Source organism: Xanthomonas sp. WHRI 7945, assembly GCF_035026585.1.
Map to the genome: position 1 here is coordinate 1 of NZ_JAYIQP010000006.1, position 26,533 is coordinate 26,533.

At 68.2% G+C, this 26,533-nt stretch carries 17 protein-coding genes and 2 tRNA genes; 3 read left to right on the forward strand and 16 right to left on the reverse strand.

From position 1 onward, the window contains the following. Positions 1 to 385: 385 nt before the first annotated feature. On the reverse strand, positions 386 to 790 hold the full coding sequence (locus tag VDQ83_RS06525; RefSeq protein ID WP_263397891.1) for an H-NS histone family protein: 405 nt from the start codon (positions 788 to 790) through the stop codon (positions 386 to 388). 291 nt (positions 791 to 1,081) lie between these two features. Here VDQ83_RS06525 and VDQ83_RS06530 point away from each other — a divergent pair. Further along, positions 1,082 to 1,157, forward strand: a tRNA-Ala gene (locus tag VDQ83_RS06530). 131 nt (positions 1,158 to 1,288) lie between these two features. On the opposite strand, the gene VDQ83_RS06535 is transcribed toward VDQ83_RS06530, so the two are convergent. From VDQ83_RS06535 to VDQ83_RS06550, 4 genes are all read right to left on the reverse strand, one after another. Further along, positions 1,289 to 1,456, reverse strand: a complete 168-nt coding sequence (locus VDQ83_RS06535; protein ID WP_455434295.1) for a hypothetical protein — start codon at positions 1,454 to 1,456, stop codon at positions 1,289 to 1,291. Between the two features lie 158 nt (positions 1,457 to 1,614). Then, entirely contained in the window at positions 1,615 to 2,145 is a 531-nt protein-coding gene (locus VDQ83_RS06540) for a chemotaxis protein CheW (protein ID WP_263397889.1), read from the reverse strand. A gap of 10 nt (positions 2,146 to 2,155) precedes the next feature. Then, positions 2,156 to 3,820 (reverse strand): methyl-accepting chemotaxis protein, encoded by a 1,665-nt coding sequence (locus VDQ83_RS06545; protein WP_263397888.1) that lies wholly within the window; start codon positions 3,818 to 3,820, stop codon positions 2,156 to 2,158. Between the two features lie 465 nt (positions 3,821 to 4,285). Further along, positions 4,286 to 8,644: a DEAD/DEAH box helicase gene (locus tag VDQ83_RS06550; RefSeq protein ID WP_455434296.1), complete on the reverse strand. Its 4,359-nt coding sequence runs from the start codon at positions 8,642 to 8,644 to the stop codon at positions 4,286 to 4,288. A gap of 544 nt (positions 8,645 to 9,188) precedes the next feature. On the opposite strand from VDQ83_RS06550, the gene VDQ83_RS06555 reads away from it, so the two are divergent. Further along, positions 9,189 to 9,506, forward strand: coding sequence for a DUF3175 domain-containing protein (locus VDQ83_RS06555; protein ID WP_263397885.1), 318 nt, complete (start codon positions 9,189 to 9,191; stop codon positions 9,504 to 9,506). Positions 9,507 to 9,621: 115 nt separating this feature from the next. Continuing rightward, positions 9,622 to 10,995: a sensor domain-containing phosphodiesterase gene (locus tag VDQ83_RS06560; RefSeq protein WP_455434297.1), complete on the forward strand. Its 1,374-nt coding sequence runs from the start codon at positions 9,622 to 9,624 to the stop codon at positions 10,993 to 10,995. Positions 10,996 to 11,414: 419 nt separating this feature from the next. On the opposite strand, the gene pnp is transcribed toward VDQ83_RS06560, so the two are convergent. From pnp to nuoL, 11 genes are all read right to left on the reverse strand, one after another. Continuing rightward, positions 11,415 to 13,523: a polyribonucleotide nucleotidyltransferase gene (gene pnp / locus VDQ83_RS06565; RefSeq protein WP_455434298.1), complete on the reverse strand. Its 2,109-nt coding sequence runs from the start codon at positions 13,521 to 13,523 to the stop codon at positions 11,415 to 11,417. Positions 13,524 to 13,687: 164 nt separating this feature from the next. Next, positions 13,688 to 13,948, reverse strand: coding sequence for a 30S ribosomal protein S15 (rpsO, locus tag VDQ83_RS06570; RefSeq protein ID WP_104558665.1), 261 nt, complete (start codon positions 13,946 to 13,948; stop codon positions 13,688 to 13,690). Positions 13,949 to 14,170: 222 nt separating this feature from the next. Continuing rightward, positions 14,171 to 15,097: a tRNA pseudouridine(55) synthase TruB gene (truB, locus tag VDQ83_RS06575; RefSeq protein ID WP_455434299.1), complete on the reverse strand. Its 927-nt coding sequence runs from the start codon at positions 15,095 to 15,097 to the stop codon at positions 14,171 to 14,173. 241 nt (positions 15,098 to 15,338) lie between these two features. After that, the gene (rbfA, locus tag VDQ83_RS06580) at positions 15,339 to 15,743 is read right to left on the reverse strand and encodes a 30S ribosome-binding factor RbfA (protein ID WP_455434300.1); all 405 of its coding nucleotides are present in this window, start codon (positions 15,741 to 15,743) and stop codon (positions 15,339 to 15,341) included. A gap of 119 nt (positions 15,744 to 15,862) precedes the next feature. Next, positions 15,863 to 18,568 (reverse strand): translation initiation factor IF-2, encoded by a 2,706-nt coding sequence (gene infB / locus VDQ83_RS06585; RefSeq protein ID WP_455434301.1) that lies wholly within the window; start codon positions 18,566 to 18,568, stop codon positions 15,863 to 15,865. Between the two features lie 92 nt (positions 18,569 to 18,660). Continuing rightward, complete coding sequence (gene nusA, locus VDQ83_RS06590; RefSeq protein ID WP_263397879.1) at positions 18,661 to 20,172, reverse strand: transcription termination factor NusA; 1,512 nt, start codon at positions 20,170 to 20,172, stop codon at positions 18,661 to 18,663. Beyond that, positions 20,169 to 20,822, reverse strand: a complete 654-nt coding sequence (gene rimP / locus VDQ83_RS06595) for a ribosome maturation factor RimP (protein ID WP_309913027.1) — start codon at positions 20,820 to 20,822, stop codon at positions 20,169 to 20,171. Before rimP ends, nusA begins: the two co-directional genes overlap by 4 nt. A gap of 207 nt (positions 20,823 to 21,029) precedes the next feature. Next, positions 21,030 to 21,106, reverse strand: a tRNA-Met gene (locus VDQ83_RS06600). A 211-nt stretch (positions 21,107 to 21,317) separates the two neighbouring features. After that, entirely contained in the window at positions 21,318 to 22,793 is a 1,476-nt protein-coding gene (gene nuoN / locus VDQ83_RS06605; protein ID WP_455434413.1) for an NADH-quinone oxidoreductase subunit NuoN, read from the reverse strand. Between the two features lie 37 nt (positions 22,794 to 22,830). Then, entirely contained in the window at positions 22,831 to 24,333 is a 1,503-nt protein-coding gene (locus VDQ83_RS06610; RefSeq protein ID WP_263397877.1) for an NADH-quinone oxidoreductase subunit M, read from the reverse strand. 20 nt (positions 24,334 to 24,353) lie between these two features. Next, a complete protein-coding gene (gene nuoL / locus VDQ83_RS06615) occupies positions 24,354 to 26,531 on the reverse strand; it encodes an NADH-quinone oxidoreductase subunit L (protein WP_455434302.1) in 2,178 nt (725 codons plus the stop codon). Between the last annotated feature and the right edge of the window lie 2 nt (positions 26,532 to 26,533).

The window sequence follows — 26,533 nt, forward strand, 5'->3', positions numbered from 1 at the left end:
AGCGACTTCAGTCGCGACGGGCTCTACCGGTAAAGCCGTCGCGACTGAAGTCGCTCCCACAGGGTCGCCCCGAGCACAGACGAAAGGTACCTGGCAATCGCGACGTATCCGCAGGTGCTAAACGCAGGATCTGCCCTTCGCCCGAGCACGCAGGTCCTAGCGCTGCGCGACATGTTGGTGGAACGGCTCGGCCCCACGGCGCGGCGGCGGATATTCGTACCACGCGATCGCCATGCCGGCGTATGAGCGTTCTCCGGCATGGCGGACGCGATCGTTTATCGCCTGGCCTCTCCGTTTATCCTGGCGAAAGCGCGGCCAATGCCATACCGCGTAAAAACCCTCGCCCATAAAAAAGGCCAGGGGATACCTGGCCTTTTTCGCCCGATCAGTATTTGACCAGCGGGAACTTCAGATCCGGGTGGCGCGCCTTCCATTCGTTGTAGGCGGCGGTGCCTTCCCAGGCGGCGAACGCCTTCGGCGTGCGGCCGCGGCCGGACCAGGTCTCGCCGGTGTGCGGCAGCTGGTACTTCGGCTTGACCTCGCTGCGACCACCGGCGGACTTGGCGCTGGCGGCCTTCGGCGCGGCGCTGGTCACGTAGGCGGCGATCTCGTTGCGCTGCTTGGCGCTGAAGAACTCGGCGAACTGCTCCAGCAGCGACAGCACGTTGGCATGCGCAGCGCTGGTCTCGCCTTCGCGCGCCTGCTTCTCCTGCTCTTCCAGCTTGCGCATCTCTTCCTGCAGCTTGGCCTTGGCTTCGGCGATTTGTTGCAAGTTGCGAACTTCCGTCATTTTTCAAGGACCCGTGAATAAAAGATTTGGAACGGACGGAATATTTCATCCGGAACGACGAAATCGTCTGACGAGGATTTCGGCCTGCGATTATATCGACTCCGTTAGGCGGTTGCCCAAATGCGGCGCCGCATTCCCTACTTCGGCCGCAGCCGGACGCGGCGACGATCGCGCATGCGGCGCCCTGGCTTGCCGCCGCCTCGCGCCGCGCTTGGGACGCCGCGCCGGCGCCGATCCGCATCGCCCTCTTGGCACGCATGCCCCGGGCCAGTTAGACTACGCGTCTGATGTGGGGCGGTAGCTCAGCTGGGAGAGCGTCGCGTTCGCAATGCGAAGGTCGAGGGTTCGATCCCCTTCCGCTCCACCACTTTTCAGATGAAAGCCCCGGAGGCGACTCCGGGGCTTTTTTGTGTCTTCGGGGTGCCGCCTGCGGGATGCCAGCGCACCGTTGCCCTGCACGCCGCAGGCTGGCGGACCAGCCGGTCCGCGACGTGCGGCTCAGCCGGCCTGGTCGTTGTCGGACTTGGGCCCGCGCTCGTGCGCTTCGCGCAGCTTCTGGTCCTCCAGACCGGGGCGCTGCTTGGCCACTTCGTCCTGCGCCCGGTCCTGTCGGCCCTCCTGGATCCCTTGCTGCTTGCCCTGCTGCTGCTTGTCTTTGTCTGCCATGGTCCGGACCTCGCTGTGGCGGGCGCATGCCCTGTCCCGCAAACACTAGCGAGGCAGCCGTGATGCGCGTATCACGGCGCAGCCTTCGATCGCGACCATGCACCGACTCTCACGCATCGCGTCGGTGTATGCCACGGGATCGGCGCACTCCTTCGTCCTCAGGCCGCCGCCGGCAGCGCCGTCTCGGCGATGTCGTCCACGCGCAGCAGGCGCGCGCGGTCCAGCAGGATCACCAGGCGGTCCTCCAGCTTGCCCATGCCCTGCAGCAACTCCTGGCGGATGCCGCTGCCGAACGACGGCGCCGCCTCGATCTGCTGCGCCGGGATGTCCAGCACTGCACTGACCGCATCGACCAGCAGGCCGAACGCCTGGGTGGTGCCGGCGTCCTCTGCGGTCACGATCACGATGCAGCTGCGCCGGGTGACGCGGCTGGGCGCGCGGCCGAGCCGCAGTTGCAGGTCCACCACCGGCACCACCGCGCCGCGCAGGTTGATCACGCCGCGCACGCAGGCGGGCATGGTCGGCACCGCGGTCGGCGGACGGTATTCGATGATCTCGTGGATGCCGTCGATGTTCAGGCCGAACAGTTCCTGTTCCAGTTGGAAGGTCAGGAACTGCGCCGGGACCGACGCCAGCGCCGGATCCGCGTCCAGCGGCACGGCCGCTGCGTTGCCAAGTTGTGCGCGCATGGCGTGCTCCTCAGAAGCTGGCGAACTGCGATTCGTCCGGACCCGCCGTCATCGCGTACGCCGGCTGCGGCGCACGCGGACGCACGCGCTTGGGCTCGATGCGGCTGCTGCCGAGCGCCTTGGCGCTGGGCTTGTCGGCTGCGCGCGGCGGGCGCGGCGCCTCGCCATGGCCCAGGCGGAAGAACGCCATCGACTGCTGCAGGTACTCGGCCTGCGAACTCATTTCCTCGGCGGTCGCGGCCAGTTCCTCGGACGCGGTGGCGTTCTGCTGCGTGGTCTGGCTCAGCTGCACCACCGCCGAGTTGATCTGCGCCACGCCGGAGGACTGCTCCAGCGAGGCCGCGGCGATTTCCTGCACCAGGTCGGAGGTCCGCTTGATGCTGGGCACGATGGTCTCCAGCAGGCGTCCGGCCTTTTCCGCCAGCTCGACGCTGGAACCGGCCACTTCGCCAATCTCCTGTGCGGCGACCTGGCTGCGCTCGGCCAGCTTGCGCACTTCCGCAGCGACCACGGCGAAGCCCTTGCCGTGCTCGCCGGCGCGCGCGGCCTCGATCGCCGCGTTCAGCGCGAGCAGGTTGGTCTGGTAGGCGATGTCGTCGATGATGCCGATCTTCTGCGCGATCTGCTTCATCGCCGCCACGGTGGCGACCACCGCTTCGCCGCCTTCCACGGTTTCCTTGGCGGCCTGCGCGGCCATGCCGTCGGTGATGCGCGCGTTCTCGGTGTTCTGCCCGATCGATGCTGTCATCTGCTCCAGCGATGCACTGGTTTCCTCCACGCCCGCGGCCTGCTCGGTCGAGGCCTGGCTCAGCGACTGTGCGGTGGCGCTGACCTCCTCCGACGCGCCGGCCAGGGTCTGCGCGCTGGCGTTGACCTCGCCGACCACCTGCTGCAGCTTCTCGACCATGCGCCGCATCGCCAGCAGCAGCTGGCCCGCCTCGTCCTTCGAAGTGGTTTCGATCACGACGCTCAGGTCGCCGTCGGCCAGCGCATTGGCCACGTCCACCGCCTTGCCGATCGGCTTGGTCACGCTGCGGCTGATGAAGAAGCCCAGGCACACGCCGAGCAACACGCCGCCAATGATGATCGCGGTCAGCATCCTGGCGCCGCTGACATGGATCGCGCCGGTTTCCGCGCTTGCCTCGGCCGCGCGGGCTTCCTTGATGGTGGCCAGTTCGCTCATCAGCACGTCGAGCTCGTCGGAGGCGCTACGCACCGAGGCCGACAGCGCGATGAGTTCCGGATTGGCTTCCTGCAGCGGCTCCTTGGCGACCTTTTCGATGAACTGGCCGCGATGCAGCAGGTACTGCTTCCAGACCTCGTCGAAACGCGCCAGCTTGGCCTTGGACTCCGGGCTGCTGAACGAAACGCGCGCCTTGGCGACGTAATCGACCACGTTCGCGGTGTACTTGTCGATGCTGGCCAGGTGCTTGGCACGGTCCTCTTGCGTGGTCGACAGCTGCAGGTTGGAGCGCGCGCGGCCGGCGTAGATCAGGTTGATGTTGGCTTCCTTGATATTGGACAGGCCGACCAGTTCGCGCTCGTACAACTGCGTGGCGTAGTCGTTGATGCGTCCGGAATTGCGGATGCCGATCGCGCCGATGCAGGCGCCGATGGCGGCCACGATCAGGAACGCGCAGGTAAGCCTGATACCGATCTTCATATTGCCCAACATGATGTCTTCCCCGATTTGTTTGGTAACGACCGCGCCAAGACGACGCGTCCGGATGTCCTTCCCGTTGCACCCTGCTGGGCTCGGAAACGAGCATCAACGTGCGGACTGCAGCGATGCGCTGCGTAGCGCTGCATCGCCCGTTGCCTGAGAGCTATCGGCGCTCCCCGATTCCCCTTTAATCGCCACCACAAGTGCGGAATTGCGCACAGACGCGGGCGACGGCGGACCTTCGCTGAATACGGATAGGACCTTTCTGGGCGAGGCTCTTCGGTCGGCAAAGGTACGCGGCCCATGCCTGCCGCTTAGTGCCGCACTTTTCTCAACGGGAAATTACCGCCCCGGAATCCCGAAAAAAATGGTGATTTGCACCACAATAATTTGTAGACAACACGTGAAGAACCTCAATCGAACGGCATCGCGCTGCTTGTCGAGCGAGAGCGGCGATCGGGTCTCACTGCGGCGTCGTCAGCCCATGCCGGCGAGCATCGCGGCGATGGCGTCGCGCGTGCCCGACGCAACCGGCTCGCTCAGCCGTTGCCGCGCCGCGGCGCTGTCGACGGCGCTCATGTCCTGCAACGGTTCGAAACGCTCCGCGACCCAAGTCGCCATCGGCAGCCCGTCGCGGTACAGCACGCGCGCGCCGGGAACCCGCGGCACGCGGTTGCCCGGCAGCACGCCGCCGAGCAGGTTCGCCGGGTCGGCGGCGGCGATGCACAGCCAGGCGCCATCGTGCGGCTGGCGCCGCAGCTGGCGCAGCAGGCCGATCGCCTCGGGCAGCGCGAACTGCTCGCCGGACAGCCCGCTGATGAAGCGGCCGCCGCGGATCTCGCCGCGCGCCTCCAGCCGGTGATAGACGCGCAGCAGCTCGCGCCACGGCGGCAGCCACGCCGCCTCGCGCTCGAGCAGGCGCCAGCAGACCACGCCGTAGCGGCGCAGCAGGGTCCGCGCCAGGTGTTCGATGGCCTCGCCGCGCACGGCCGCGTCGCCGCCATCGGTGGCGCCGCGCAACAGCGCCCAGCGGCCCGCATCCTGGATGCCGTACAACGGCACCCGGCGCCGCCGCCGCGACAGCGCCGAGGGCCGCTTGGAGGCAGGCACCAGCAAGGCGCGCAGCCCGGCGTAGCTGTCGCAGTGGATGCGGCCGGCCGCCACCAGGTCCGCCAGCGCCTCTTCCAGTTCGGTGGACAGCAACCGCGTGGCGTCGGCGATCTCGTCGAAGAACGAAGCGCCGTGTGCCTCCAGGTAGTCGGCGACCTTCTGCGCGCGCGAGCCGAGCGCGACCGGCGCGGCCGCCGCCGGCAGCAGCCGCGACCATTGCGCGGCACTGCGCCGCGGCAACAACAGGATCGGGGTGCTGCGCAGCGAGCCGGCGCCGCCGGCGCTGGCCGCGGCCGGGCGCAGCCGCGTCCACAGCGTGCGTCCGGCGCTGCACAGTTCGTCCAGCCAGGCCGGGGCGTAGTCGCGTACCCGCGCCGGCAACAGCTCGCTTTCCCACAGCGCCGCCGGCGCCTCGAAGCCTTCCAGCTGCGCCAGCACGCTGGCCAGCGCTTCGGCCCCGGCGACCCGGCCTTCGCCGTCCAGGTGCTGCCAGCGGAACAGGAAACGCGCGTAGTCGCGCGGCGCCACCGGTTCGATCTCGCGGCGCAGCCGGCCCAGGGTGTAGCGATGGATGCGCGCCAGCAGATGGCGCTCGCACCACTCGTCGTCGCCGGCATCGGCGTTGAAGCGGCCGGGCAGCACGTAGCCGTCGCGCTGCAACGCCAGCAAGGCCGCCTGCACCTCGCGCAGCGGCAGCCGCAGCGGCGCCGCCAGCGCGGCCGCGGTCACCGGCCCCAGGGCAGCCAGGCGCAGGCGCAGCAGCTCGCGCAGCGCGCTGTCGCGCTGCCAGTCGTCGATCGCATAGCCGTCGGGCACGGCGATGCGCGGCTGCGCCACGGCCTGCGGATACAGCGGCGCGACCAGCGCCAGCGACTCGGCCGCGACCCACAGCGCGGCGCCGTCATTGCCGACGCCCTGCAACCGGGTGGCACGCGCATCGGCCGCCAGTTCCGCCAGCCAGTCCGGCCACGCGTCGTGCGCAGCGGCTTCGGCGGCGTCCAGCGCGCCGAGCGCGACCAGCGCCTCGTGCATCTCGTCGCGGCTGCGCGGCTGCGGCCAGGCCTCCTCGCGTACCGCGGCGATCGCCTCCGGATCGAGCCGGCCCAGGTCGTCGGCGCTGTCCGGATCCTGGTAGCGGCGGCTTTGCACGGCCTGGGTGCGGCGCTCTTCCAGCGGCGCATCGTCGAGGAACGCGTACGGCCGCGCATCCAGCGCCTCGGCCGCCAGCGGCGACGGCGCGGCGAGATCGCGCGCCAGCACGCGCACGCTGCCGTCCGCGATGCCGCGCAGCAGCTGCAGCCAGCCGTCGCTGTCCATCGCCTCGTGCAGGCAGTCGTGCAGCGTCTGCGCGACCAGCGGGTGCTCGGGAATCTCGCGCTCGCCGACCAGGTTCTCGGCGCAGGCCACCTGGTCCGGGAACACCGTGGCCAGCAGATCCTCGGACTTCATCCGCTGCAGCTGCGGGGCGACCTTGCGCCCGCCGGTGAAGCGCGGCAAGGCCAGCGCGTTGGTCGCGTTCCAGCGCCAGCGCACGCCGAACAGCGGCGCCTCCAGCAGCGCCTGCACCAGCACCTCCAGCGCCGACGACGGGTGCAGGTAGCGCGCGACCTCCTCCAGCGCGAAGCTGTGCCGGGTCGACAGCGACAGCACGATCGCGTCCTCGGTGGCGGCCGCCTGCAGTTCGAAATTGAAGGTGCGGCAGAAGCGCTTGCGCAGGGCCAGACCCCAGGCGCGATTGATACGGCTGCCGTGCACGCTGTGGATCACCAGCTGGGTGCCGCCGCTGTCGTCGAAGAAGCGCTCCAGCACGATGCAGCGCTGCGTGGGCAGCGCACCCAGCGCGGTGCGCGCGCGGCCCAGGTAGTCGACCAGCTGCTGCGCCGCGGCCGCGTCCAGCGCCACTTCCTCGTGCAGCCAGGCCAGCGCCTGCGCCGCGCCGCCCTGCTCCAGGCACTGCTCCAACTGCGCGCGCAGCCGCGACACGCCGGCCGACAGCTCGTCGCTGCGCCCCGGCGCCTCGCCGAGCCAGAACGGGATGTTCGGCGGCGCGCCGCGCGCGTCCTCCACCCGCACCCGCCCCGGCTCCACGCGCAGGATGCGGTAGCTGGCGTTGCCGAGCTGGAACACGTCGCCGCTGAGGCTCTCGACCGCGAAGTCCTCGTTGACCGTGCCGATGTTCTCGGCCTGCGGCTCCAGCAGCACGCTGTAGTCGCCGGTCTCGGGAATGGTGCCGCCGGAGGTCAATGCGGCCATGCGCGCGCCGCGGCGCTCGCGCACGCGGCGGTGCACCGCGTCGCGATGCAGATATCCGGCGCGCGGGCCGAGCCGGGTACTGAAGCCGTCGCTGAGCATCCGCAGCACCGCGTCGAAGCGCTCGCGCGGCAGCGTCGCGTATGGCCAGGCGCCGCGCACCAGCGCGTACAGCGCGTCTTCTTCCCATTCCTGGCACGCCACCTCGGCGACCAGCTGTTGCGCCAGCACATCCAGCGGCGCGTCGAGCATGTGCAGCGTATCCAGTTCGCCGCGGCGCACGCAGTCCAGCAGCGCCGCGCATTCGACCAGGTCGTCGCGCGACTGCGGAAACAGCCGCGCCTTCGGGGTGCCGCCGACGGCATGGCCGGAGCGCCCGGCGCGCTGCAGGAAACTGGCGATCGAGCGCGGCGAGCCGAGCTGGCACACCAGGTCCACGTCGCCGATGTCCAGGCCCAGTTCCAGCGATGCGGTGGCGACCAGCACCTGCAACTGGCCTGCCTTGAGCCGCTGCTCGGCGAGCAGCCGCGCCTCGCGCGCCAGGCTGCCGTGATGCGCCGCCACCGCGTCGTTGCCGAGCAACTCGCCGAGGTGGCGCGCGGTGCGTTCGGCCATGCGCCGGGTGTTGACGAACACCAGCGTCGTGCGATGCGTGCGCACCAGCTCGGCCAGGCGCGCATACACCTGCTGCCACTGGTCGTTGGACATGCTCACGCTGAGCGGCGTCGGCGGCAGTTCCAGCGCCAGGTCGCGGGCGCGCGCATAGCCGATGTCGACGATCTCGCAATCGGGCAGCCCCGCATGCACCGCGGCGCTGCCGACCAGGAAGCGCGCGACCGCATCGATCGGTTTCTGCGTCGCCGACAGGCCGATGCGCAGCGGCGGCACCGCGCACAGCTGCTGTAGGCGCTGCAGCGACAGCGCCAGGTGGCTGCCGCGCTTGTTCGCCGCCAGCGCATGGATCTCGTCGACGATCACCGTGCGCACGTGGCGCAGCGCGTCGCGGCCGGAGACCGAGCCGAGCAGCACGTACAGCGATTCGGGCGTGGTCACCAGCACGTGCGGCGGGCGCCGCCGCGCCTGCGCGCGCTCGCGCTGCGGCGTGTCGCCGGTGCGCACCGCGGTACGGATTTCCACGTCGGGCAGGCCGAGCGCGGCCAGTTCGGCGCGGATGCCGGCCAATGGCGCGTCGAGATTGAGCTGGATGTCGTTGGACAGCGCTTTCAACGGCGACACGTACAGCACCTGGGTGCGATCGGCGAGCCCGCCCTCGCGCAGGCCTTCACGCACCAGCGCATCGAGCGCGGCGAGAAACGCGGTCAGGGTCTTGCCGGAGCCGGTCGGCGCCGCCACCAGCGTATGCCGCCCGGCCTGGATCGCCGGCCACGCGGCCGCCTGCGCCGGCGTCGGCGCAGGGAAACGGCGCTCGAACCAGCGAGCGACGGCGGGATGGAAGCGTGCTTGCGGCAACGACATGCGGTCTCCTGCGGCGCGGCCATTGCGAGCGGGTGCAAGGCCGGCGGAAGCGGACCCGACCGATTGTCTCACGCGACAATCGCGGCAACGGCGTACCCATCGATAACTGGTGACGTTACCAGCGCCGATCAAGCGTGCAGGCGCGATGCAGCTGTTTTGCAGGGGTTTCCGGTTAATCGTTCATCGGAAATCGCACTGTCTACCACGAGACCCGAGATGCGCGGTTATGTTGTCGACGTCGTCACGTTTGCGCATCCAGCATCGGCGCAACGGACATGACACTCGCTCGGGGAGTCCTGCATGCGGCATGGCAGCATGATCGAACAGCAGCGTCGACGTCGGCAGGCATTCGCGCCGGCGTTGTTCGAACGCATCGGCCGCGCCGCCCGTCGCACATCCGGGCGCGGTGAAGCGTGCACGCATGCCGCCGGCGTGCATGCGCGCAGCGCATATCGCCTTCCCACCCCTGCGCCTACTGTCGGCGCAGCGCAGTTCCTGCGTTAACGCCCTCGTTCCACTTCGTCACCAGCAAGGAGCATCGTCCATGGCACACAGCAGCCCGAACGTTTCCACCGCCCACTGGGTGCAGCGCATCAACGACAGCAGCGATGCGCTGGATCTCACGCCCAGCGTGTTCGAACGCGACGATCCGGTGTCCATCGCCCGTTCGCTCAAGCACTCCGCCGACCAGAGCGCGCGCCGCCGCACCGGTCCCTACCGCTCGGCGATGTCGATGCTGACCTTCTACATCAACCGTGCCGGCAAGCAGCTGCCGGCGCAGCGCCGCGAAGTGCTGGAGCAGGCCAAGGACGAACTGCGCAGCCTGTACGGCAAGCCGCGCAAGGACCGCACCGCCGTTTGAATGCCGCGGCCCGGCGCGCGGCGGCGCAGCCCGGCGCGTGCGGCGATCCCGTGCCCGGCTGACCGCTCCGGGCGCCCCGTTGCTCTGCGCCGACCCATCGGCGCATGATCCGGACATGACCAAGCAACCCGACGTTTCGGACCGGGTCCAGCGCCCTGCCGATGCCGATGCCGAGCGCGGCTCCGCCGCCTCGGCAATGAGCGAAGACGCCTTGCTGCTGTCGCGGATCATCCTCGCCCAGGGCGAGATCGCCGCAGCCGGCAGCGACCCGCTGCAGGTGGTCGACGTGGTGACCCGCCGCGCGCAGGAGCTGACCCGCTCCACCGGTGCGGTGGTGGAGATGCGCGACGGCGACGACATGCTGTACTGGTCGGCCAGCGGCGTCGCCGAACAGCACCTGGGCCTGCGCCTGCCCAACGGCAGCAGCCTGTCTGGGCTGTGCATGCGCAGCGGCCAGGTGCTGCGCTGCGACGATTCGGAAGAAGACCCGCGGGTCAATCGCGAGGCCTGCCGTAAGGTCGGCCTGCGCTCGATGCTGGTGGCGCCGCTGCGCTACGGCGAGCGCGGCATCGGCGTGCTCAAGGTGATGTCGCCGTACCGCTGCAGCTACACCCCGCAGGACGTGCGCACGCTGGAGATGCTGGCGACCCTGGTCGGCGCGACCCTGGCGCTGGCGATGGACCGCGCCGCGCTGCAGACCGATATCGCGCGCCGGCAGGACGCGGAGAAACACGCGTTCCGCGAGAAGGCGGCGATCGCCACGCGGATCCGCGAGGCGGTCGCCAACGCGCGCCTGCAGATCGTGACCCAGCCGGTACTGGCGCTGGCCTCGCGGCGCATCGTCGGGGTCGAGGCGCTGTCGCGGTTTCCGTCCCATCCCGGCCTGCCGCCGCTGCGCTGGTTCGACGACGCGCGCAAGGTCGGGCTGGCGCTGGAGCTGGAACTGGCCGCCGCACGCAAGGCGCTGGACCTGCTGGCGCAGCTGCCGCCGCCGCTGTACCTGGCGATCAACGTCTCCGCGCAGACCCTGCTGCATCCGCAGCTGGAGGCGCTGCTGCACGGCCACGACCTGTCGCGGGTGGTGCTGGAGATCACCGAGCAGTTGCAGGCGCCGGACTATCCGCGCCTGTCCGAGCATATCGGCGCGCTGCAGCGGCAGGGCCTGCGCATCGCCCTGGACGACGCCGGCACCGGCTTCGCCAGCCTGCGCCACCTGCTGCACCTGGCGCCGGACATCATCAAGCTGGACCTGACCCTGACCCGCGGCATCGACGCCGAACCGCGGCGCCAGCGACTGGCGCTGGCGATCCTGTCCTTCGCCGCCGAGACCGACGCCAGCGTGATCGTCGAGGGCATCGAGACCGAGAGCGAACTGGCCACGCTGCAGGCGCTGGGCGCGCGCTACGGCCAGGGCTACCAACTGGCGCATCCGGGGCCGCTGTCGGCGCACCTGGCGCGGTATCCGGCGGCCGGCGACGAGCCGGTCTGAGTCGGCTGCAAGCTTCGCCGGGGCATGTCGGCCGGGGTATCGCAGCTGGTACGGCGTTGTGGGAGCGGCTTCAGTCGCGACGGGCTGTGCCAGTAATGCCCGTCGCGACTGAAGTCGCTCCCACAATGTTCCTCGCCCCTTGGTACCTCGAGCGCCGAGCCAGCATGCGTGCTTCGCGCCCACGCCGCCCATAAAACCTAGCCCGCGGCGAACCTCCAGAGGATCTGGATAGATGTTGTAGGAGCGGCTTCAGCCGCGACCGGGCATTCACCAGGAAAGCCCGGTCGCGGCTGAAGCCGCTCCTACAGGGATCGATCGTGGCCTTCGCGTCCCGACCGCTCAGCAACGCACTCCGCCAACCGCGCCCATAAAAAAAGCGGGCCGAAGCCCGCTTTTTTCGCAGCGATGACGCCGACGGCTTACTCGGCCGTCACGCCCTCGCCTTCCTCGACGGCCTTCATCGACAGGCGGATGCGGCCCTGCTTGTCGACTTCCAGCACCTTGACCTTGACCAGATCGCCTTCCTTCAACACGTCGCTGACCTTCTCGACGCGGTCGCTGGAGATCTGCGACACGTGCACCAGGCCGTCCTTGCCCGGCAGGATGGTGACGAACGCACCGAAGTCCATGATCTTGGCGACCTTGCCTTCGTAGATGCGGCCCGGCTCCACGTCGGAGGTGATCTGCTCGATGCGCGCCTTGGCGGCCTGCGCAGCGATCGCGTTGACCGAGGCGATGACGATGGTGCCGTCGTCCTGGATGTCGATCTGGGTGCCGGTTTCCTTGGTGATCGCCTGGATGGTCGAGCCGCCCTTGCCGATCACTTCGCGGATCTTGTCCGGGTGGATCTTGATCGTCAGCAGGCGCGGCGCGTAGTCGCTCAGCTCCGAACGCGGGCCGGTCAGCGCGCTGGCCATCTCGCCGAGGATGTGCAGGCGGCCGGCCTTGGCCTGGGCCAGGGCCTGCTTCATGATCTCTTCGGTGATGCCTTCGATCTTGATGTCCATCTGCAGCGCGGACACGCCTTCGGCGGTACCGGCGACCTTGAAGTCCATGTCGCCCAGGTGATCTTCGTCACCCAGGATGTCCGACAGCACCACGAAGTCCTCGCCTTCCTTGACCAGGCCCATCGCGATGCCCGCGACCGGCGCCTTCACCGGCACGCCGGCGTCCATCAGCGCCAGCGAGCTGCCGCACACCGAGGCCATCGACGAGGAGCCGTTGGACTCGGTGATTTCCGAGACCACGCGGATCGTGTACGGGAACTCTTCCATGCTCGGCATCACCGCCAGCACGCCGCGCTTGGCGAGGCGGCCGTGGCCGATCTCGCGACGCTTCGGCGCGCCGAAGCGGCCGCACTCGCCCACCGAGTAGGGGGGGAAGTTGTAATGGAACAGGAAGTTTTCCTTGTACTCGCCGCTGACCGCGTCGATCACCTGGCCGTCGCGGGCGGTGCCCAGCGTGGTGACCACGATCGCCTGGGTCTCGCCGCGGGTGAACAGCGCCGAGCCATGGGTACGCGGCAGCACGCCGGCCTTGACGCTGATCGGACGCACGGTGTCCAGCGCACGGCCGTCGATGCGCACCTTGGTGCTCAGCACCGAGCCGCGCATGGTCTGGTATTCCAGCTCGCCGAATTCCTTGGACAGGTCGGCCACGACCCAGCCTTCCACGGCGGCGCGCGGCGTCAACTGCGCCAGCACGTCCTTCTTGATCGCCGAGATCGCGTCGCGGCGCTGCAGCTTGTCGCGCACCTGGAACGCCGACGCCAGCTGATCGCCGACCGCTTCCTTCAGCGCCGCGATCATGCCTTCGTTCTTCGCCGGGGCGACCCAGTCAGACGGCTTGGTGCCGGCTTCGACGGTCAACTCGTTGATGATGTTGATGACCTTCTGCATCTCGCGATGGCCGAAGGTGACCGCGCCGAGCATCACTTCTTCCGACAGCAGCGCCGCTTCGGACTCGACCATCAGCACCGCGTTGGCGGTACCGGCCACGACCAGCTCCAGCTGCGAATCCTTCAGCTCCGACACGGTCGGGTTGAGGATGTACTCGCCGTTCTTGTAGCCGACCTTGGCGGCGGCGATCGGGCCGTTGAACGGGGTGCCGGCCAGCGACAGCGCGGCCGAGGCGCCGATCAGCGCGGCGATGTCGCCGTCGATGTCCGGGTTCATCGACATCACCGTGGCGATGATCTGCACTTCGTTCTTGTAGTCCTCCGGGAACAGCGGACGGATCGGACGGTCGATCAGACGCGAAATCAGCGTCTCCTTCTCGGTCGCACGTCCCTCGCGCTTGAAGAAGCCGCCGGGGATGCGGCCGCCGGCGTAGAACTTCTCCTGATAGTCGACCGTCAGCGGGAAGAAGTCCTGACCTTCGCGCGCGCTCTTGGCGGCGACGGCGGTGACCAGCAGTACGGTGTCGTCCATCTTGACGATGACGGCGCCGCCGGCCTGGCGGGCGATCTCGCCGGTTTCGAGGGTGACGGTGTGCTTGCCGTACTGGAAGGTTTTGGTGATTTTTGCCACGGGGTTTCCTTGGATGATGCTGTCTTCGAATGGACCGCTGACGGCCCATGCCGCTGGCGGGTGGCCGGGAGGATCCGGCCGGCGGCGCGGAGCATTCCCCGGGCCACGGTACTACCCAAAACAAAACCGCGGCGCATCACTGCGCCGCGGTGGGGTTCGTTGCCTCAGCGACGCAGGCCGAGCTTCTCGATCAGCGCCTTGTAGCGCTCGCCATCCTTCTTCTTCAGGTAGTCGAGCAGGCTGCGGCGGCGGTTGACCATCTGCAGCAGGCCGCGGCGGCTGTGGTGATCCTTCTTGTGGGTCTTGAAGTGGCCGGTCAGCAGCTCGATGCGGGCGGTCAGCAGGGCCACCTGCACTTCCGGGGAGCCAGTATCGGCGGCGCCGCGCTTGTTTTCTTCGATGACTTTCTGGGTGTCGACGGACATGGTGTGTTTTCTCTGAGATGCGGGGCCGGCAGGAACGTGCTGATGACGCACCGCCTGGCTCGCCGATTGCGAAGGATTGCGCCGGAGCGCAGGGATGCCGTAAAGGCCGCGGAATTGTACCGGTCCCAGCCCTGGCGGACAAGGTGTTAACGCTGCGTCACGATTCGGTCGCGTGCCCGACCGCCCTTCCGCGACCCGCCGGCGCGCCCTGCGCGCGCCGGATCACAGGTTGAACATGCGCTGCGGCGCCAGCAGCCCGCTGGCGTCGACCTGGCCCAGCCCCAGCGGCAGGTCGTCGGCGCCGAACACCGCGACCGCGCCCGGCGCCCAGGCGGCATCGCGCAGGCGTTGGCCCATGCGGAAGCGCTGCGCCGCAGCATGGTCCAGGCACAGCGGCGGGAAATCGGCCAGGCCGGCGGCCAGCGGCAGCAGCAGCGCGTCCAGCGCCGCCGGGTCCTGCGTGGCGAGCCGCTGCAACTGCTCCAGGGTCACCATCCGCGGCTCCCGGAACGGCTCCACCCACAAGCGACGCAACCCGGCGATATGCGCGCCGCAGCCCAGCGTCTCGCCCAGGTCGCGGGCCAGGCTGCGGATATAGGTGCCGGAGCCGCAAGCCACGTGCAGGTGCAGGCGCTCGCCCTCGTGGGCGAGCACGTCGATGGCGTGCACCTCGACCTCGCGCTCCGGCGCCTCGATCGCCTCGCCGCGGCGCGCCTTCGCATACAGCGGCTCGCCGCCCTGCTTGAGCGCCGAATAGATCGGCGCGCGCTGGCGGATGCGACCGCGCAGCGGCGCCAGCGCCGCCTGCAGGGTCGCCGCATCGATCGGCGGCACCGGCCGGGTGCGCAGCACCGCGCCGTCGGCATCGTCGCTGTCGGTGGTCACCCCAAGCACGATCTGCGCCTCGTAGGCCTTGGCCGAGCCCAACAGCAGCCCGGCCAGCTTGGTCGCTTCGCCGAAGCACAACGGCAACAGGCCGGTGGCCAGTGGATCCAGGCTGCCGGTATGGCCGCCCTTCTCCGCGCGGAACAGGCGCCGCGCCGCCTGCAGCGCGGCGTTGGAGCTCATGCCGGCCGGTTTGTCGAGCAGCACGATGCCGTCGAGGCGACGAAAGGAAATGCGGGGCAGTCGGGGGCCGAAGACGGGCATGGGATTCGGGACCGGGGACTCGGGACTCGGGACTCGGAAAAGCGCAATCGGGAGTCGGACGGTAAAAGCCTGCGATGGCGCAGGCTGGACTTGGTGATAGCTGCCGAATGGTCAGCGGACAGCGGGTACGACTATCGCAGGCGACGACGCTGGAAAAGCACGGCCATCGATGCAAGAACCTGCTTGCCGTTCGCCAATGCGGCTTGCGTACGGCATCGATGCTTGCGCATCGTGCGACCGTTCACTCCTTGGACGGAGCCGCCTCGCTATCGCTGTCGCTTTCGTCTTCGGACTGCTGCAGTTCGGGCATGTCGCGCAGCAGGTTGTCGATGCGCTCGCCGCGGTCGACCGAATCGTCGTAGTGGAAATGCAGTTCGGGCACGTGGCGCAGCTTCATCGCCCGCGCCAGCTCGCTGCGCAACTGCGGCGCCAGTTCTTTCAGGCCCTTGACCGCTTCGGCGGAACGCTCCGGCAGCAACGCGGTGACGAACACCTTGGCATGGGCCAGGTCGCGGCTGATCTCGACATCGGACACGCTGACCGACGGCAGGCCGTGATCGCGCACGGCCGAATGCACGATCGTGCCCAGGTCGCGGCGGACCTGCGCGGACACGCGATCGGTGCGGTGGAAGGATTTTGTTGCCATGGTCCGGGATCTCTTTTAATGCGGGACCGGGGACCGGGGACCGGGGACCGGGAAGAGCAAGAGCGGTTGCCTTTGCTTTTCCCGGGTCCCCGGTCCCCGGTTCCCGGTCCCGACGTGCATTACAGCGTGCGCTGCACTTCGATGCGCTCGAAGCACTCGATCTGGTCGCCCGGCTTGACGTCGTTGTACGCCTTCACGCCGATGCCGCACTCGGTGCCGTTGCGCACCTCGTCGACGTTCTCCTTGAAGCGACGCAGCGATTCCAGCTCGCCTTCGAACACCACGGTGTTGTCGCGCAGCACGCGGATCGGCTTGTTGCGCTTGACCACGCCCTCCACGACCATGCAGCCGGCGACCGCGCCGAACTTGGAGCTGCGGAACACGTCGCGCACCTCGGCGGTACCGATGATCTCTTCGCGGATCTCCACGCCGAGCAGACCGGAGGCCACCTGCTTCACCTGGTCGATCACGTCGTAGATGATCGAGAAGTAGCGCAGGTCGATGCCGTTGGTTTCGATGATGCGGCGCGCCGAAGCGTCCGCACGCACGTTGAAGCCGATCACCGTGGCCTTGGAGGCCAGCGCCGAGTTCGCATCGGACTCGGTGATGCCGCCCACGCCGGAGTGGATCACGTTGATGCGGATCTGCTCGTTGGACAGCGCCACCAGCGACTGCTTGAGCGCTTCCACCGAACCCTGCACGTCGGCCTTGATCACCAGGTTCAGCGACAGCTGGCCTTCGCCCTTGCCGAGCTGCGACATGATGTCTTCCATGCGGCTGCCCGCCGAGGACACCAGGCGCGATTCGCGGCGCTTGGTCTCGCGCTGCTGCGCCACGTCCTTGGCCAGGCGCTCGTCGTCGACCACGACGAAGTCGTCGCCGGCATCCGGCACGCCGGACAGACCCAGCACCTGCACCGGGATCGACGGGCCCGCCTCGGACGGCTGGCCGCCGGTCTCGTCGAACAGCGCACGCACGCGGCCGTACTGCACGCCGCACACCAGGTAATCGCCGCGCTTCAGGCTGCCCTGCTGCACCAGCACCGTCGCCACCGGGCCGCGGCCCTTGTCCAGCGAGGATTCGATCACCACGCCGCTGGCGCGGCCATCGAACACCGCCTTCAGTTCCAGCACTTCGGCCTGCAGCGAGATCGCGTCGAGCAGCGTATCGATGCCCGCGCCGGTCTTGGCCGAGACTTCGACGAACTGGGTGTCGCCGCCGAATTCCTCGGCGACCACGTCCTGCGAGAGCAGTTCGTTCTTGACCCGCAGCGGATCGGCGCCGGACTTGTCGATCTTGTTGACCGCCACGATCAGCGGCACGCCGGCCGCCTTGGCGTGCTTGACCGCCTCGATCGTCTGCGGCATCACGCCGTCGTCGGCCGCCACCACCAGCACCACGATGTCGGTCAGCTTGGCGCCGCGCGCGCGCATCGAGGTGAAGGCCGCGTGGCCCGGGGTGTCCAGGAAGCTGATGACGCCACGGTCGGTTTCGACGTGGTAGGCACCGATGTGCTGGGTGATGCCGCCGGCTTCGCCAGAGGCGACCTTGGTGCGGCGGATGTAGTCCAGCAGCGAGGTCTTGCCGTGGTCGACGTGGCCCATGATGGTGACCACCGGCGGCCGCGGCAGCTTCTCGCCCTGCTCGTCCTCGGTGTGCGCCAGCAGCGCGTCCTCGGCGTCGGCGCTGCCCGCGCGCACCGGCTTGTGGCCGAGCTCTTCGGTGATCAGCGCCGCGGTGTCGTGGTCGATGGACTGGGTGATGGTGGCCATCACGCCCATCTTGAACAGTGCCTTGACCACGTCGCCGCCCTTCAGCGCGAGCTTCTGTGCCAGGTCGGCCACGGTGATCGTCTCGCCGATCGCCACTTCGCGCACCACCGGTGCGGTCGGACGCTCGAAGCCGTGCGCGCCGCCGCCGCTGCGCGAGACCTCGGGCTGGCGACGGCCGCCGCTGTTGCCGCCGCGCGGCTTGCCGCGCACGTTGGAACGGCGCGCGCGATCGGCCGCGGACAGGTGCAACTGGCCGGCGAAGCGGCTGGTGCTGTCGTCGTCCTCGACGCCGGCGACCATCACGTGCGAGCCGCGGGTCTTGTGCTTGTTGCCCGCGTTGCGGTCGTCGCTGCGCGGCGCGGCCGGCTTCGGCGGATGGTGCGGCGCGGTGGCCGGACGCGGCGCGCGCGGCGCGGCGGCGGCGCCGCCAGTGGCGGCACCGGCATTCGGCGTCGCCGCGGCGACAGGCGCAGCCGCCGGCGGCGCCGACTCGGCTTCCGCAGCGGCCTGCGCGGCCTTGCGCTCGGCTTCCACGCGGTCGCGCGCGTCCTGCTCGGCCTGGCGCTTGCGCTCGATTTCCTCGGCGCGCGCACGGTCCTGCTCGGCGAGCTTCTGCTGTTCGGCCAGATTGCGCTGCTTGGAGGCTTCCAGCTTGCGCAGGATCTCCGCGCGCTCGTCATCCACCCGTCCGCCCGACGACATGCCCGCGCGCTCGGCGGCCAAGTCCTCGGCGGTCTTGACGTAGGTCCGCTTCTGCCGGACCTCGACGTTGACCGTGGTCTTGCTGCGCCCGGCGCTGACCGTCACTTCCTGCAGCTTGCGCCGGTTCAGGGTGATCTTCTTCGGCGCGGCCTGGGCTTCTTCCTCGACCGGCTTGTCGGTCTTGCCGTGGGTACGGCGCAGGAAGCCGAGCAGCTTCATCTTTTCGGTGCTGGTCACGACCTGGTCGGGACCGCTGAACTTCATCCCGGCCTCGGCCAGTTGAACCAGCAGTTTATCGACCGGCGTGTTCACCAGTTCGGCCAGCTTGCGGATGGTGGTTTGCTGCGACATTCGGATCCTATGATCTGGTTGGCGCCCCCTCGCGTGCGAAGGTAGCGCGGATTCTAAGCCCTGATCGGTTCAGGGCGGCATTCATCGCTGACTCATTCGCCGCGTTCCAATCGGGCGATCTCCTCGGCACGGGCGGCCAGGATGAGCGCGGCGGCGCGCTCCTGGTCCAGGTCCTCGATGCCGAACTCGAGGATTTCGTCGGCGGCCAGATCCGACAGGTCCTCGCTGGTCCGCACGCCATGGCTGGCCAGCGCATAGGCGGTGGCTTCGTCCATGCCTTCCAGGGCCAACAGGTCCGCCGTCGGCACGCCGCTGTCGTCGCTTTCCTCGGCGGCCAGCGCCTCGTTGAGCAGCGCATCGCGCGCGCGGGCCCGCAATTCCTCGACGATGTCCTCGTCGAAGCCTTCCACCGCCAGCAGTTCGCCGACCGGCACGTAGGCGATTTCCTCGACCGAGTTGAAGCCCTCGGCGACCAGGATCGCGGCGATTTCCTCGTCCACTTCCAGCTTGTCCATGAACAGCTGGCGGGCGACGGCCTGCTCGGCCTCGGACTTGGCCGCGACCTGCTCGGCGGTCATCACGTTGAGTTGCCACCCGGTCAGGCGGCTGGCCAGACGCACGTTCTGGCCGCCCTTGCCGATCGCCTGGGCCAGACGGTCCTCGGCCACGGCCAGGTCCATCGAGTGCTTCTCTTCGTCGACGATGATCGACTGCACTTCTGCCGGCGCCATCGCGTTGATGACGAAGTTGGCCGGGTTGTCGTTCCACAGCACGATGTCCACGCGCTCGCCGTTGAGCTCGTTGGACACCGCCTGCACGCGCGAACCGCGCATGCCGATGCAGGCGCCGATCGGGTCGGTGCGGGTGTCGTGCGCCAGCACCGCGATCTTGGCGCGGTCGCCGGGATCGCGCGCGCAAGCCTTGATCTCGACCAGGCCCTGGCCCACTTCCGGCACTTCCAGCTTGAACAGCTCGATCATGAATTCAGGCGCGGCGCGGCTGATGAACAGCTGCGGGCCGCGCGGCTCCGAACGCACTTCGGCCAGGTAGCCGCGGACGCGGTCGCCGGCGCGCAGCACGTCGCGCGGGATGCCCTTGTCTTTGGGGATGAAGGCTTCGGCGTTGCCGCCCAGGTCGACATAGATGTTGCCGCGCTCGGCGCGCTTGACCACGCCGGTGATCAGTTCGCCGACGCGATCCTTCCACGCATCCACCACCTGCTGGCGCTCGGCCTCGCGCACGCGCTGCACGATCACTTGCTTGGCGGCCTGCGCGGCGATGCGCCCGAAATCCGGGTTCTCGATCTGCTCTTCGATGTAGTCGCCGACGTCCACGCCCTCGGCCTCGTCGACCGCGTCCATCAGGCGGATCTGCCGGTCCGGCGATTCCATCACCACGTCGTCGGCCACCACTTCCCAGCGGCGGTAGGTTTCGTAATTGCCGTCCTTGTGATCGATGGTGACGCGCGTCAGCACGTCCTGATCGGGGTAGCGCTTCTTCGCCGCCGACGCCAATGCGGCCTCGATCGCGTCGAAGATCACTTCGCGCGGCACGCCCTTTTCGTTGGCCACCGCGTCGACTACCAGCAACAGTTCCTTGCTCATTCTTTCACTCCGCGCGCAGCCTTGTCGGCCGCCGGTTCGTTGGATGGTTTCTTATTGGATTTTGCGGTCTTGCCAGCCGGCTTGCGCTTGGGCAAGAGCTTGGGCTTGGGAGCCATCTTGCCCGGCTGCTTGGGCGCCTTGCCCGGCTTGGTCGGAGCCAGGCCCAGCGCCGCCCAGTCGGGCAGGATCCGCGCCTTGTCGATATTGTCGAAGTCCACCGCCAGTTCAGCGCCATCGACTTCGAACACGATGCGGCCGGCGTCCGCGTCGACCTGGGCGATGCGCCCCTGCAGGCGGCGACGGCCCTGCAGCGGCAGCTTCAGTACCACCTTGGCCGATTCGCCCTGGTGGCGCGCGAACTGCGCCGCGGTGAACAGCGGGCGGTCCACGCCGGGCGAGGACACTTCCAGCGTGTAGTTGCCACTGATCGGATCTTCCACGTCCAGCTGCGCCGACACTTCGCGGCTGACCCGTTCGCAATCGTCGATGTTGACGGTGCGCTCGGGCTGTTCGGCCAGCGGCACGTCGATATACAGGCGCAGCGTGGCGCCGCCCGAGGCCGGCAGGTATTCCGCCCCCAGCAACTCCAGGCCCAACGCGTCCACGGTCGGGCCCAGCAGATTCGCGATTTCGTTTGCCTTGTCGCTCACAGCCTGCCTTGCATCAGAATGAATGGAGAATCGGTCCTGGCGGTTTTCCCGGACCCCGGAAACGACAAAGGGCCCGTTGGGCCCCTTATCCGGTACGACTCCGGTAACGCTGGATTCCGGTTGCAAAGACGGGAACATGCGTCTTCGCGAAGCCCAGATTTCCCTACCGCAGGCAACCGATGCACTGGTTGCCGCTGTAGACAAATATGGTAGCGGGGGCAGGATTTGAACCTGCGACCTTCGGGTTATGAGCCCGACGAGCTGCCAGACTGCTCCACCCCGCAGCAGAAGCGGAATTATGAAGAATCAGCGCGATGATTGCAAGCCCTGATTTTCCATCCGACCCGGTGGCGATGCCGCCGGTCTTCGAGCGACATGATACCCGCAAGCGACCGATTGCGGAATAGCGATAGCATCGCTCGATGCACAAACGACAACGCCGCCAAAGCGGCGGCGTTGTCGCAAACGGCTTGAAAACAGCGCTTTCGCGCGCGATCAGGCCAGGTGCGCGAAGGCGCGCTGGCACCACGCCATCAGCGGGCTCCAGGCCAGGCCCAGCGCCAGCAGACCGATCGAATTGACCCCCAGCACCACGCCGAGCACGCGGTCGTCGTTGGCCGGCAACGGTTCGCCGACCGGCTCGTCGAAATACATCACCTTGATCACGCGCAGGTAGTAGAACGCGCCGATCACCGCGCACAGCACCGACAGGATCGCCAGGCCGGTCCACCACAGGTTGTCGGTCGGCACCGCGACCACCGCGCCGAGCACCGCCAGCTTGGCCCAGAAGCCCAGGAACGGCGGCACGCCGGCCAGCGAGGCCATGATGCACAGCACCAGCAGCGCCATCCACGGGTTGCGCGCGTTCAGGCCCTTGAAGTCGTCGATGTGCTCGGCTTCGAAGCCCCTGCGCGACATCGCGATGATCGCGCCGAACGAGGCGGTGGACATCACCGCGTAGCAGATCGCGTAGAACAGCGCCGCCGCATAGCCGCGCTCGCCGCCGCCGGCCACGCCGAGCAGCAGGAAGCCGATGTGCGAGACGGTCGAATACGCCAGCATGCGCTTGAGGTTGCTCTGCGCCAGCGCCATCAGGTTGCCGACCAGCAGAGACAGCGCGGCCAGGCCGCCGATCACCCAGTGCCACTGCTCGGCCAGCGGGCCGAGGCCCACTTCCAGCAGCCGGTAGGCCATGCCGAACGCGGCCAGCTTGGACGCCGAGCTGATGAACAGCGCGATCGGCGCCGGGGCGCCCTGGTACACGTCGGGCAGCCACATGTGGAACGGCGCCGCGCCGAGCTTGAACGCCACGCCGGCGATCATGAAGATGGTGCCGGTCAGCAACAGGGTGCGCTCCTGGCTGGACCCGATCGCCTCGTGGATGCCGGTCAGGCTCAGCGTGCCGGTGGCGCCGTAGATCAGCGACATGCCGTACAGCAGCAGGCCCGAGGCCAGCGAGCCGAGCACGATGTACTTCATCGCCGCCTCGGTGGCCATGCCGTTGTCACGGTTCGACGCGACCAGCGCGTACGAGCACAGCGCCAGCAGTTCCAGGCCCAGGTAGACCATCAGCAGGCTGCCGGCCGAGACCAGGATCATCATGCCGACCGTGGCGAACAGCACCAGCACCGGAATCTCGCCCTGGTACAGCTTGCGCTCGCGCAGGTAGCTCCAGCCGTAGATCAGGGTCAGCGCGCTGAGCCCGACGATCACCGTCTTCATCACGTCGGCGGCGGCGTCGCGCACGAACATGCCGTTGAACACCTCGCCCTGCCCGCCCACGCCGGCGAGCAGCATCGCGAACACCGCGATCAGGATCGCGACCGAGACGATGTGGGTCCAGACCTTGTTGCGCTCGCTGACGAACAGATCGAGCATCAGCAGGGCGAAGGCGCCAGCGGTCAGCACCAGCTCGGGGAGCAGGGGCGGCAGGTCGACGGCAGTCAGGGGCAGTAGCGCAGGGGTGGTCATCATCAAATCTCTGGAATCATTTCGCTCGACGGCCCGATTACAGCTTGCTGGTGGCGATCTGCGCCGCCAGCTTTGCGATCGAGGGTTCCATCAGGTCGGTCAGCGGCTTCGGATACAGGCCCAGGGCCAGCACGCCCACCGCGAATACGCCCAGCACCAGCGCCTCGCGGCCGTTGATGTCCTTCAGCTCGGCCACGTGCGCGTTGGCCACTTCGCCGAAGAACACGCGGCGGTACAGCCACAGCGTATAGGCGGCGGTGATCACCAGGGTGGTCGCCGCAGCGAAGGCGAGCAGCGGATGCGCCTGGAAGCTGGCCATGATCACCATGAACTCGCCGACGAAGCCGCTGGTGCCCGGCAGGCCGGCGTTGGCCATGAAGAACAGCATCGCGAACGCGGCGAACCACGGCATCACGTTGGCCACGCCGCCGTAGTCGGCGATGCGGCGGGTGTGCATGCGGTCGTAGAGCACGCCGACGCAGGAGAACATGGCGCCGGACACGAAGCCGTGCGAGATCATCTGCACCATCGCGCCTTGCAGGCCCAGACGCGCCGCGTCGGTGCTGCCGAAGCCGACCAGGGCGAAGGCGACGAAGGTGCCGAGGGTGACGAAGCCCATGTGCGCGATCGACGAATAGGCGATCAGCTTCTTCATGTCCTCCTGCACCAGCGCGACCAGGCCGACGTAGATCACCGCGATCAGCGACAGCGCGATCACCAGCCAGGCCCACTCGTTGCTGGCGTCGGGCAGGATCGGCAGGTTGAAGCGCAGGAAGCCGTAGCCGCCGATCTTCAGCGCGATCGCGGCCAGGATCACCGAACCGGCGGTCGGCGCCTCGACGTGCGCGTCCGGCAGCCAGGTATGCACCGGGAACATCGGCACCTTGACCGCGAACGCGATCAGGAACGCGAAGAACAGCCAGGTCTGCTCCTTGGCGGTCAGCGACAGCTGGTACAGGTCGGCGAGCTGGAAGCTGCCGCCCTTCAGGTACAGGTAGATCAACCCGACCAGCATCAGCACCGAGCCGAGGAAGGTGTACAGAAAGAACTTGACCGCGGCGTAGATGCGGCGCGGGCCGCCCCAGATGCCGATGATCAGGAACATCGGGATCAGCATCGCCTCGAAGAACACGTAGAACAGCATCGCGTCGGTGGCGGCGAAGATGCCGACGGTAACGCCTTCCAGGATCAGGAACGCGGCCACGTACTGGTTGACCCGCTTCTCGATCGAGGTCCAGGCGCCGATCAGCGCCAGCACCGTGACCAGCGTGGTCAGCACGATCAGCGCGACCGCGATGCCGTCGGCACCGAGGTTGTAGCCGATGTCGTACGCCGGGATCCACGCATGGGTCTCGACGAACTGCAGCGCATCGCTGGCGTAGTCGAAGCCGGTGAGCAGCGGCAGGCTCAACGCGAAGGTCAGCAACGCGACCAGCAGCGACGCCCAGCGTGCCGCCTTGGCGTCGCGCAACGCGAGGATCAGCGCGCCGCCGAGGATCGGCAGCCAGATCAGGATAGTAAGTAGGGGCCAGTTCGACACGTGTTCTTATTCCGTACAGGTCAACGCCAGAAATGCATCAGCACGCCCAACAGGGCAATGAGACCGATGATCATCGCGAAGGCGTAGTGATAGAGGAAACCGGATTGCGTGCGACGCAGCAGGTTGGCCGCCAGGTCGATCACGCGCGCGGTGCCGTTGACCATGACGCCGTCCACGACATGCGTATCCACCGCACGCGACACCTTGCCCAGGCCGAGACCGCCGCCGGCGAAGCCGTTGATCCAGAGCTTGTCGAAACCGTACTTGTTCTCCAGCACCCACACCGGCAGCGAGAACGTCTTGCGCGCCTTGGCCGCCAGTTCGGGCTTCCACAGGTACAGGATCCAGGCCAGGGCGAAACCGGCCACGGTCAGGAAGAACGGCGGCTGGGTCAGGCCGTGCAGCGCGAACGCGACCGGACCGTGGAACTCCTCGGCCAGCGCGCCGACGCTGTCGCGCGCCGGGTTGTAGAAGTCGACGATGCCGCTGAAGAAGCCCAGCGCCTGGCCCTTGATCGCCACCGCGGCGTGATGCCCGGCCCAGTCGGTGCCGAACAGCATCGGGCCGATGGTGAAGAAGCCGATCGCGATCGACGGGATCGCCAGCAGCACCAGCGGCACCGTCACCACCCACGGCGACTCGTGCGGCTCGTGCGCGCCGTGGCCATGACCGTGGTCGTCGTGCGCGTGGTCGTCATGGGCACGCGCGTCGTGCGCATGGGCCTGCACCTCGGCATCGGAGTGCGCGCTGTCGTGGTGCGCGTGCACCGCGTGCGCATCCGCGTCGCGGAAGCGTTCCTTGCCGTGGAAGGTCAGGAACAGCAGGCGGAAGCTGTAGAAGCTGGTGACCAGCACGCCGCCGAGCACCGCCCAGTAGCCGTAGGTCGCGATCCAGTTGTGCGACTCGTGCGCATGGTGCGCGGCCGCCTCGATGATCGTGTCCTTGGAATAGAAGCCGGCGAAGAACGGAGTGCCGACCAGGGCCAGGGTGCCGATCACGCTGGTCCAGTAGGTGACCGGCATGTACTTGCGCAGGCCGCCCATCTTGCGCATGTCCTGCTCGTGGTGCATGCCGATGATCACCGAGCCGGCGGCCAGGAACAGCAGCGCCTTGAAGAAGGCGTGGGTCATCAGGTGGAACACTGCCGCCGAGTAGGCCGACACGCCCAGCGCCACGGTCATGTAGCCCAGCTGCGACAGCGTCGAGTAGGCGACCACGCGCTTGATGTCGTTCTGCACGATGCCGATCAGGCCGGTGAAGAACGCGGTGGTGGCGCCGATGAACAGCACGAAGTTCAGCGCGGTCTCGGACAGCTCGAACAGCGGCGACATGCGCGCCACCATGAAGATGCCGGCGGTGACCATGGTCGCGGCATGGATCAGCGCCGAGATCGGGGTCGGGCCTTCCATCGAGTCGGGCAGCCACACGTGCAGCGGCACCTGCGCCGACTTGCCCATCGCGCCGATGAACAGGCAGATGCAGATGATCGTCGCCACGTTCCACGGGTGGCCCTGGAACAGCTGCACCTGGGCCAGGCCGCCGGCGGCTTCGCTGCCGAGCACCGCGGTAGCGTTGGCGAACACGGTGGCGTAGTCGAGCGTGCCGAACCACAGCAGCACGCCGGCGATGCCGAGGATGAAGCCGAAGTCGCCAACGCGGTTGACCAGGAACGCCTTCATGTTGGCGAACACCGCGCTCGGGCGCTTGAACCAGAAGCCGATCAGCAGGTACGACACCAGGCCCACCGCTTCCCAGCCGAAGAACAGCTGCAGGAAGTTGTTGCTCATCACCAGGCTCAGCATCGAGAAGGTGAACAGCGAGATGTAGCTGAAGAAGCGCTGGTAGCCCGGATCGTCGGCCATGTAGCCGATGGTGTAGACGTGCACCAGCAGCGACACGAAGGTCACCACCACCATCATCATCGCGGTCAGCCGGTCGACCATGAAGCCGACGTGGGCCGAATAGTGGCCGACCTCGAAGAAGGTGTAGACGTTCTGGTTGAACGGCGCGGCGCCCTGCCCGACCAGCTGATACAGCGTCCAGCACGACAGCGCGCAGCTGACCGCCACGCCGAGGATGGTGACCAGCTGGGCGCCCTTGCGGCCGACCTGGCGGCCGAACAGGCCGGCGATGATGCTGCCCAGCAGCGGCGCGAGCACCACGGCGATCAGCAGACTCTTGGAGAGAGTGATTTCCATCT